The organism is Methylobacterium sp. J-059, assembly GCF_022829485.1.
Lineage (GTDB): Bacteria > Pseudomonadota > Alphaproteobacteria > Rhizobiales > Beijerinckiaceae > Methylobacterium.
Genome location: NZ_JAKSYA010000029.1, coordinates 1 through 317 on the forward strand (window position 1 = coordinate 1; position 317 = coordinate 317).

Sequence of the window (317 nt, forward strand, 5' to 3'; positions counted from 1 at the left end):
CCCACCGCGTGCTCTTCCGACATCACCCGGCACTGCGCGCAACGGGACGCACGCATGCGGGCGCCCAGGCTGAACAGCACGGCCTTCCGCACCACGGCCACCTCCCACACGCGCACCCGCGTGACCCTGTCGGCCCTGTACGTGCAGGTGCTGCGCCTGTGCCGTGCGGCTGGTCTGCTCCAGTTCGCCAACGTGGCGGTGGACGGGCCCAAGGTGACGGCCAACGCCTCCCGCCACAAGGCGATGAGCTACGGACGCATAAAGACGGCCGAGCCGACGCAGTCGACGCTTGACTGGAGCAAGCGCGCGAGGCCGAC

1 pseudogene is annotated in these 317 nt (G+C 70.3%); it reads left to right on the forward strand.

Annotation, left to right across the window (positions count from 1 at the left end):
• Positions 1–129 precede the first annotated feature (129 nt).
• Positions 130–317 (forward strand): annotated as a pseudogene (locus MKK55_RS01865) (IS5/IS1182 family transposase); the annotation flags it as partial.